Source organism: Acidovorax sp. KPB24-07, assembly GCF_057543315.1.
Genome location: NZ_BAAJYS010000198.1, coordinates 1 through 6,870, shown reverse-complemented (window position 1 = coordinate 6,870; position 6,870 = coordinate 1). Strand labels below are relative to the sequence as shown.

Sequence of the window (6,870 nt, the reverse complement as noted above, 5' to 3'; positions counted from 1 at the left end):
CGAGCAGCTCGCCGTGTGCAACGCCGCCGGCGAGCGCATCGGCACCGTGGAGCGCGGCGCCGTGCGCCCCTTGGGGCTCGCCACCCAGGCCGTGCATCTGGTGGGCAGCGCGCCGGGGGGCTGCCTGTGGGTGCAGCAACGCGCCTTCGACAAACCCACCCACCCTGGAAAGTGGGACACGCTCATGGGTGGCATGGTCAGCGCCGCCGACACGCTGGACACGGCCCTGGAGCGGGAAACCTGGGAAGAGGCGGGCCTGCGCACGAGCGCGCTGCACGCCGTGGCGCACGGCCGCCACGTGGACTTCGCCCGGCCCAGCAGCGACGGCGAAGGCGTGGGCTACATGGTCGAGCGCATCGATTGGTTCCATGCCACCGTGCCCGAGGGCCTGGTGCCCGAGAACCAGGACGGCGAGGTGGAACGGTTTGAACTGCTGCCCACCGCCGAGGTGCACGCACGGCTGGCGCGCGGCGAGTTCACACCGGAGGCGGCGCTGGTGCTGGCGGGGTTCTACGGCTGGTAGCGCGCGAGGCCCTGGCAGGTCTCTCTTCGGTGCGCCGCAAGGTGTTTCGGGCTGGGGTGGGGGATTGAGGCCATCCGCTGGTCAGATCGGAAACATGGGCCCAGCCCCGTTTTACAAGGAAATCACCATGCTCAGTCTCGGTCACATCAAGCGCAAACTCACCGGCGGCTCTTCGTCTTTGGAGCGGCCGGCATCGCCCCCCGCTTCGCCGCCGCGCACGTCGCCCCATCGGCACGCATCTCCCCATGGAATGCCGCCATCGCGGCAGACGGGGGCGGGGCCTGTGGCCGGGCAAATGGGGCAGCCGCGGATCGACCTTCAGGCACAGCGCAACAGAACTGCACGCCTGGATTGGAGCGTGGCTTCCCAACTCTACGATCACCGCGTCATTTCAGCCGAGAGGAACAAGATCGGGATCCAAATGTTCGCGCAGGCGACTGGCAGCGAGACATTCGTTCCAGATCGCGCGGCCCTTGATAGAGCGGTCAAGGAGAACCTGACGGCGCGCGCCAATGCGAGCAACTGCTCGACCGAAGAGGTTTTCCGACGCACGGCGGCCGACCCGCATCTCAAAGCGGAATACGAGGCAGTGTGCGCAAAGATGAACACCATCAACAACCAGGGGGTCAGTTTCCATCGATTTGAAATGCTGCACATTGCCGCTGAGAATCTCGCGGCCCGCCAGCGGGCGGGGCAGCGGCAAAACCTGCAAGGAGGCGCTCACCAGCCGACCGCCAGCACTCCCGCATACCCATCGCAGCGCCTGCGCAGGCAGCGCGATGAAAGTCCGGCGCCCCGGCCCGGGACGTCGAGCGAAGGGGCTGGGCCCTCGCGCCCACAGGAAGCCATTCGCCGGCCGGACAAAGAACCCGTGCAGCCCGAGGCCCCTTTGGAGTCCTCCAGTCCGACTTCGCCTTCGGCGACCGGCTGGCGGGCCGCGACGTCCCGAAGGACACGGCCTGCATCACCGCCGCCGCCGGAATCCGTTGCCGCCCCGGTTCCTGCCTCGCCTGCCAGCGCCAGCGCGCCATCCGACGCGACCGGCCCGTCCGTGACGGCAGGGGAGGGGCCGAAGCTCAGCCGCAGCACCCAGTTCCAAGGCCGGCGCTTCAACGCGGCGTACGCAGCGGTCCGGCCGCAAGGTGGCGCCGAGCCGGCCGCTGCGGTCGCGGCGCTCGCCGGAAGGTCCAGTTTGCCGAGTACGCGGTGAGGGAAGGGATCGCTGAGAAAACGGATGGCACGAAGGGAAAGCCCGCACCGCTGCCCGGTGAGCTTCGGGACGGCAGTCTCTCGGAAATCAATCAGCAGATCCAGAGAAATAAGATCATGGAAAGCCAGGGCATGCTCCCGCCCGATGACGAAGACGAGGCAGAGACATCCGCATCGTCCGAAGCGGGCAGTCGCCGCACATCCGAACCCCTGACGCTGGAAAGTTTCGGTTTTTCGCTGGAGCAGGACAGCGATTCGGACACCATCTCCGACCACGGTCTGGCAGACGAAGAAGCCATGGAGGTCAGCGAAGAAGACCGGGCGGCGATTGGATCGATGGGCGGCCGCATGTTCACCCGGCCGGGCGTAGGACGCTGATTGCCGATGCGATGCCCCGTGCATCGCTGAGTGAATCATGCCGCTAGTAACAAGCACGTCTCGGTGAACGGGAGCGTGCGGCAGGTTCGCCCGCCGGCCTCGTGGCGGGCGTGGTCGAGGCGATCCAGCAGACCGGCATCCGCCACCACCTGCTGGCACTGACCGAATCGTTGGCGCTGGACAACGTGGAAGACTCGGTTGCCAAGAGGAACCTGCTGCGCATCAATTTTCTAATGCTATTGTTTTTATAGCGATATGCCCTAGTACTTATTGCGGCGGAGGCCTTTCAGGCTCTTCATGCCTCCGGTTGGTGCGCAGCCGGTTCACGGCGGAGGCGGCGCTGGTGCTGGTGCGGTTGACTGGCCGCAGAAGTGAAGGCCAAGGCCAGTCGATTGCGTTTTGCAACGCACTGCTTCGGATGGCTTCGGCGCCCATCTGGCGCATGCCTAAAGTAGAGCCATGTTCCACACTGCACGCAAGGATTCCCATGTTCAACGGCATCACCCATAAATTAGGCATAGGTCGCAGCAAGTCCAGCGACACGCAGGCCCATCCGAAAGAGGGTTCAGGCAAATCCTCGGGGAGTTCGTCAGGAAAGACATCGCGCCATTCGCATGCCGCTCCACCCGGAATGCCTTCTTCTCGTGCCCAATCGGGAGCCGCTGCGTCTGAGCAGGGCGCTCGCCCCCGCACGCAGATCGGTGGGGACTCGTCTTCGGGCCGCCCACTCAGCGTCAAGGAGCAACGGTATCAGCAATTGATGGCGGATGCGGCCATGGTGGGGGGCTCTATGCGCAGACCAGCCACACGCCCAGACCGAAAACTGAAAAACCGCCAGCTTCTGTGTCTTCTCCGTCCTCGAGCTTCACGCGTCAGGAGTCTTTCGACCCCGACATGCAAACCATGATGTTCAACACGCCCGATGCGAAGGAGTTTTATCAGCACATGGTGAACCCTGGCGCGCAAGCCCAAAGCAGTGCGTCTGCCGACGCTGCCGCGCCACCGAGCGGTCGTGTTTTTGGACGCAGCGGGCCGATCCAGAACCGCGATTACAACGCTGGGCCGGCGCCTCAGCGTTAGAGCGCTGGCGCAAGCCGCTGAGAGCGGGTTTCGAAGGCTTGGCGATGCAAGTCTTATGACGTCGCTTCGGTCGAGTGCCTTGGCTCTGCACGGGGCGGACTTCTTGTCTGCCGCTCCCGGGCCACCGTCCGTACCAGGTCCCACGCGGCCTGGGCCACCGGCGCCAGCGCCCGGTTGCGGCGGTGGACGAGCACGATTTCGCGGTCCACGCGCGGGCGCAGCGGGCGCACGGCCACCCCGGGCAGGCCCTCTGGCGGCAATGCCAGCGTGGGCACCACGGTGATGCCCAGGCCCGCGGCCAGCATGCGAAAGATCGTGGTCGGATGGCCGACCTCCTGCGCCACGGTGGCGGCCACGCCCTGGGCGGAAAACGCCTGGTCGATGAGGCGGCGGCTGCCCGAGGCATGGTCGAGCAAAAACCAACGGCTCGCCCGCCAGATCGGTCCAGCGCACGCTGCGCCGGCGCGCCAAAGGATGGCCAGGCGGGCAGGCCACGCAAAAGGGCTCGGTGAGGATGGCCTCGCAGGTGAGCGCCTCGCGCTCGCCAGGGTCGATCACCACGCCGAAATCCACTTCGCCCGACAGCACGCTCGCCAGCACGTCGTTCTGGATGCGGTCCAGCAGCACGATCTGCAGGCCCGGAATCTCGCGCTGGCAGCGGGCGATGCAGTCAGGCATGAGGTGGGCCGAAAGCGTGGGGCTGCTGGCCACGCGCACCCGGCCCCGCCGCTCGGACGCCATGCCGCGCACATCCAGCAGCACCGCGTCCAGGTCTTCCAGCACGCGCTCCAGGCGGGCGGCGAGGCTGCGGCCCGCCTCGGTCAGCTCGACCTCGCGTGTGGTGCGGTTGAGCAGCTGCAGACCCAATTGCGCCTCCAGTTCGGTGATGCAGCGGCTCACCGCGGGTTGCGTCAGGCCGATCTGTTCGCCCGCGCGGCTGAAATGGCGCGTGGCGGCGACGGCGCGAAAGACATGGAGCTGGCGCAGCGTGACATTCATGATTTCCCATCATAAAACCATCAGATAAATCCATTTCTCTTTGGATCGCGCGCCGGGCCTAATGGCGGCCATCCGATTGCAAAGGTTCCGCGCTCCATGGCCCGCTCCCGTTTCCTTCCCGACAATTTCACCCTCGCGCTGCTCGCCACCGTGGCGCTGGCCAGCCTGCTGCCCGCCTCGGGGCGGGTGGCCCAGGGCTTCGAGCAGGCCACGCTGGCCGCGGTGGCGCTGCTGTTCTTCCTGCACGGCGCCAAGCTGTCGCGGGAGGCCATCGTGGCCGGCCTGTCGCACTGGCGCCTGCACCTGGTGGTGGTGGCCTCGACCTTCGTGCTCTTTCCGCTCATCGGCTGGGCGCTGCGGCCGGTGCTGCAGCCGCTGGTCACGCCCGAGCTGTACCTGGGCGTGCTCTTCCTGTGCGTGCTGCCGGCGACCGTGCAGTCGGCCATCGCCTTCACCGCCATGGCACGCGGCAACATGCCTGCCGCCGTGTGCGCTGCCTCGGGCTCGACGCTGCTGGGCATCGTGATCACGCCGCTGCTGGTGGGCTGGCTGCTGCCGGGCGTTCCCATGGCGCATGGCGCGGGCGGCGCAGCGGGTGGGGGCACGCATGATCTGCTGGCCAGCATCGGGCGCATCACGCTGCAATTGTTCGTTCCCTTCCTGTCGGGCCATCTGCTGCGACCGTGGATCAGCGGCTTCGTGCAGCGCCGTGCCGCGGTGCTCAAGTTCGTGGACCAGGGCTCGATCCTGCTGGTGGTCTACACGGCTTTCAGTGCGGCGGTGATCGAGGGGCTGTGGCGGCAGATTCCGCTGCCGGCGCTGGCCGGGCTGCTGGTCGTGTGCGCGGTGATTCTGGCCATCGCCCTGACGGCCACGACGTGGATCAGCCGGCGGTTCGGTTTTTCGAAAGAGGACGAGATCACCGTGGTGTTCTGCGGCTCCAAGAAAAGCCTGGCGAGCGGCGTGCCCATGGCCAAGGTGCTGTTCGCCTCGCACGCGGTGGGGGCCATCGTGCTGCCGCTGATGGTGTTCCACCAGCTGCAGCTCATGGTGTGCGCGGTGCTCGCACAGCGTTATGCCCGCCGGCCCGAGGGGCTCGCCCCCGCGGATCGCATCGCCGCCAATGCAGCGACGGCCCGCGCGGCCGAAACCTCGCAGGTCCGGTAGAAGGCCGGGGTCAAGCGCCCCAGAGGGCACCCTGGCCTCAGTCCTGTTCTTCGCCGGGCGGCACCTTCAGGCGGTCGTTGCGGACCTCTTTCATCATGGCCTCGCCCTCGGGGTCTGTGTCGTCCACCGGCACGCTGTCTTCCTGGGTGATTTCCGGCTCGTCGTTACCGGGGGGATGCTTGGGAGTGTTCATCGTGTCTCCTGGGGCGGGGATGCCGGCGGGGCAGTGCCTGACGGGTCTGCCCGGCCTTCGGCGGATGCCGATTTGGATTCATCAAGGCTGCAGCATCTCCGGCTGCGTGCGGATCGAGGTGCGGTCGCGCTGGTCCTTGAGCTTGCCGAGGGCGCTGTCCAGCGCGCGCTGCAACTTGGCTTCGGCGCCTCGGAAGGCTTCATCCACGGTGGGCGCGTTGTGGGTTGCGACAACGGGCGCATGCTGGGGCACCAAAGCCTCGATCACGCAGCGCTTGTCGTCCGCACCACCCCGGTCATGGTTGACGTCCGACAGGTGCACTTCGACGCGCCGCACGCCCTCGGTGAACCGTGACAGATTCTTTCGGATCTCGGCGTCGGCCCAGCGTTCCAGGCTCTCGCGGTTGTCCATGCCATTGCCCGTGTTGATGTGAATTTCCATGAGATCTCCTGATGCAGATAAGAGAACCTAGAGTGCCGTGGGCGGCCCCGCCGCCCTGTAGGCCGAGGGAGCATGGGGCCGTGCGCAGGGTCCTTTGTCACGTTGCGTGACACCTGGGCTGAAGCTCCCCTCACATCGCTCAGCCGTGGCGCTGTGCCCCGTGGAAATCCAAAAAAAGCCATGCGGGTGCCTTGGCATGGGGCGGATTCGCCTGTTAAATTTCGTAAGAGGGGTGAGAGGTGCTGCAGGCGTCGAGCCATGCACCCGAAGCGGAAGACGCAGGCCGTTTTCCGGACAACGGCCCCGAATCTTTGCCGCGACCCGAGCGTCGTTGCACGCCCTGTTTCCCGGTTCGGAAAGAGGCATCCGGCAAAGAATTCGTTTCTCAAAAAAATCAGAACGGGTTGCGCCATGCACACGATTTCCTCTGGCCCGCGGCATGGCCGCCATGTCCTCGCGGCGTTGATCGCCTGTACGGCATCTCTGCATGTCGCCGCAGCGCATGCCGCCGATGTCCGCATCACGCTGCCCCCTGGCGGCGGCTTCAGCGTGCGCAGCAGTGGCGGCGCCGATGAGCGCCTGCGGGTGCAGTCCGATGGCGCGGTCCTGTTGCCTGCACTGCCTGCCTCGCCGCAACAGGGCCAGCTGGCATGTTTCGATGGCGCTTCGGGCCGCCTGGGGAGTTGTTCCCCGGCCGCTGCTTCGGCCTTGGCGGGGCCCACCGGCGCGACCGGTCCGGCCGGGCCCGGTGGGGCGACAGGTGCTACGGGGGCCACGGGGCGCGCAGGGGGCAACCGGCGGCAACCGGGTCATCGGGTGCGACCGGAGCGACGGGGGCCCATCGGATTGGCTGGCGCCACCGGTCCGGCAGGTCCGCAAG

General features: G+C 66.9%; 8 protein-coding genes and 1 pseudogene. 5 read left to right on the top strand and 4 right to left on the bottom strand.

All coding sequences use genetic code 11. The annotated features are described in order from the left end of the window. A partial coding sequence (locus tag AC27IQ_RS16890) for an NUDIX hydrolase (RefSeq protein ID WP_487090146.1) occupies positions 1–523 on the top strand: 523 nt, incomplete at its 5' end. Between the two features lie 391 nt (positions 524–914). Here AC27IQ_RS16890 and AC27IQ_RS16885 read toward each other — a convergent pair. Then, positions 915–1,247: a hypothetical protein gene (locus AC27IQ_RS16885; protein ID WP_487090145.1), complete on the bottom strand. Its 333-nt coding sequence runs from the start codon at positions 1,245–1,247 to the stop codon at positions 915–917. Positions 1,248–1,729: 482 nt separating this feature from the next. Between AC27IQ_RS16885 and AC27IQ_RS16880 the strand changes: the two genes are divergently transcribed. The 3 genes from AC27IQ_RS16880 (at position 1,730) to AC27IQ_RS16870 (ending at position 3,190) form a co-directional block, all read left to right on the top strand. Further along, complete coding sequence (locus AC27IQ_RS16880) at positions 1,730–2,110, top strand: hypothetical protein (RefSeq protein ID WP_487090144.1); 381 nt, start codon at positions 1,730–1,732, stop codon at positions 2,108–2,110. A gap of 110 nt (positions 2,111–2,220) precedes the next feature. Then, positions 2,221–2,361, top strand: coding sequence for a hypothetical protein (locus AC27IQ_RS16875; RefSeq protein WP_487090143.1), 141 nt, complete (start codon positions 2,221–2,223; stop codon positions 2,359–2,361). Between the two features lie 652 nt (positions 2,362–3,013). Next, a complete protein-coding gene (locus AC27IQ_RS16870) occupies positions 3,014–3,190 on the top strand; it encodes a hypothetical protein (RefSeq protein ID WP_487090142.1) in 177 nt (58 codons plus the stop codon). Between the two features lie 53 nt (positions 3,191–3,243). Here the strand turns inward: AC27IQ_RS16870 and AC27IQ_RS16865 are convergent. Then, positions 3,244–4,189, bottom strand: a pseudogene (locus AC27IQ_RS16865) (LysR family transcriptional regulator). 96 nt (positions 4,190–4,285) lie between these two features. Between AC27IQ_RS16865 and AC27IQ_RS16860 the strand changes: the two are divergent. Further along, positions 4,286–5,356 carry a bile acid:sodium symporter family protein gene (locus tag AC27IQ_RS16860; RefSeq protein ID WP_487090141.1) on the top strand — a complete coding sequence of 357 codons (1,071 nt, stop codon included), beginning with the start codon at positions 4,286–4,288 and terminating at the stop codon, positions 5,354–5,356. A 37-nt stretch (positions 5,357–5,393) separates the two neighbouring features. On the opposite strand, the gene AC27IQ_RS16855 is transcribed toward AC27IQ_RS16860, so the two are convergent. Together AC27IQ_RS16855 and AC27IQ_RS16850 are read right to left on the bottom strand one after the other, a co-directional pair. Then, positions 5,394–5,549, bottom strand: coding sequence for a hypothetical protein (locus AC27IQ_RS16855; RefSeq protein ID WP_284429106.1), 156 nt, complete (start codon positions 5,547–5,549; stop codon positions 5,394–5,396). A gap of 81 nt (positions 5,550–5,630) precedes the next feature. After that, positions 5,631–5,990, bottom strand: a complete 360-nt coding sequence (locus tag AC27IQ_RS16850; protein WP_487090140.1) for an HPF/RaiA family ribosome-associated protein — start codon at positions 5,988–5,990, stop codon at positions 5,631–5,633. Positions 5,991–6,870 lie beyond the last annotated feature (880 nt).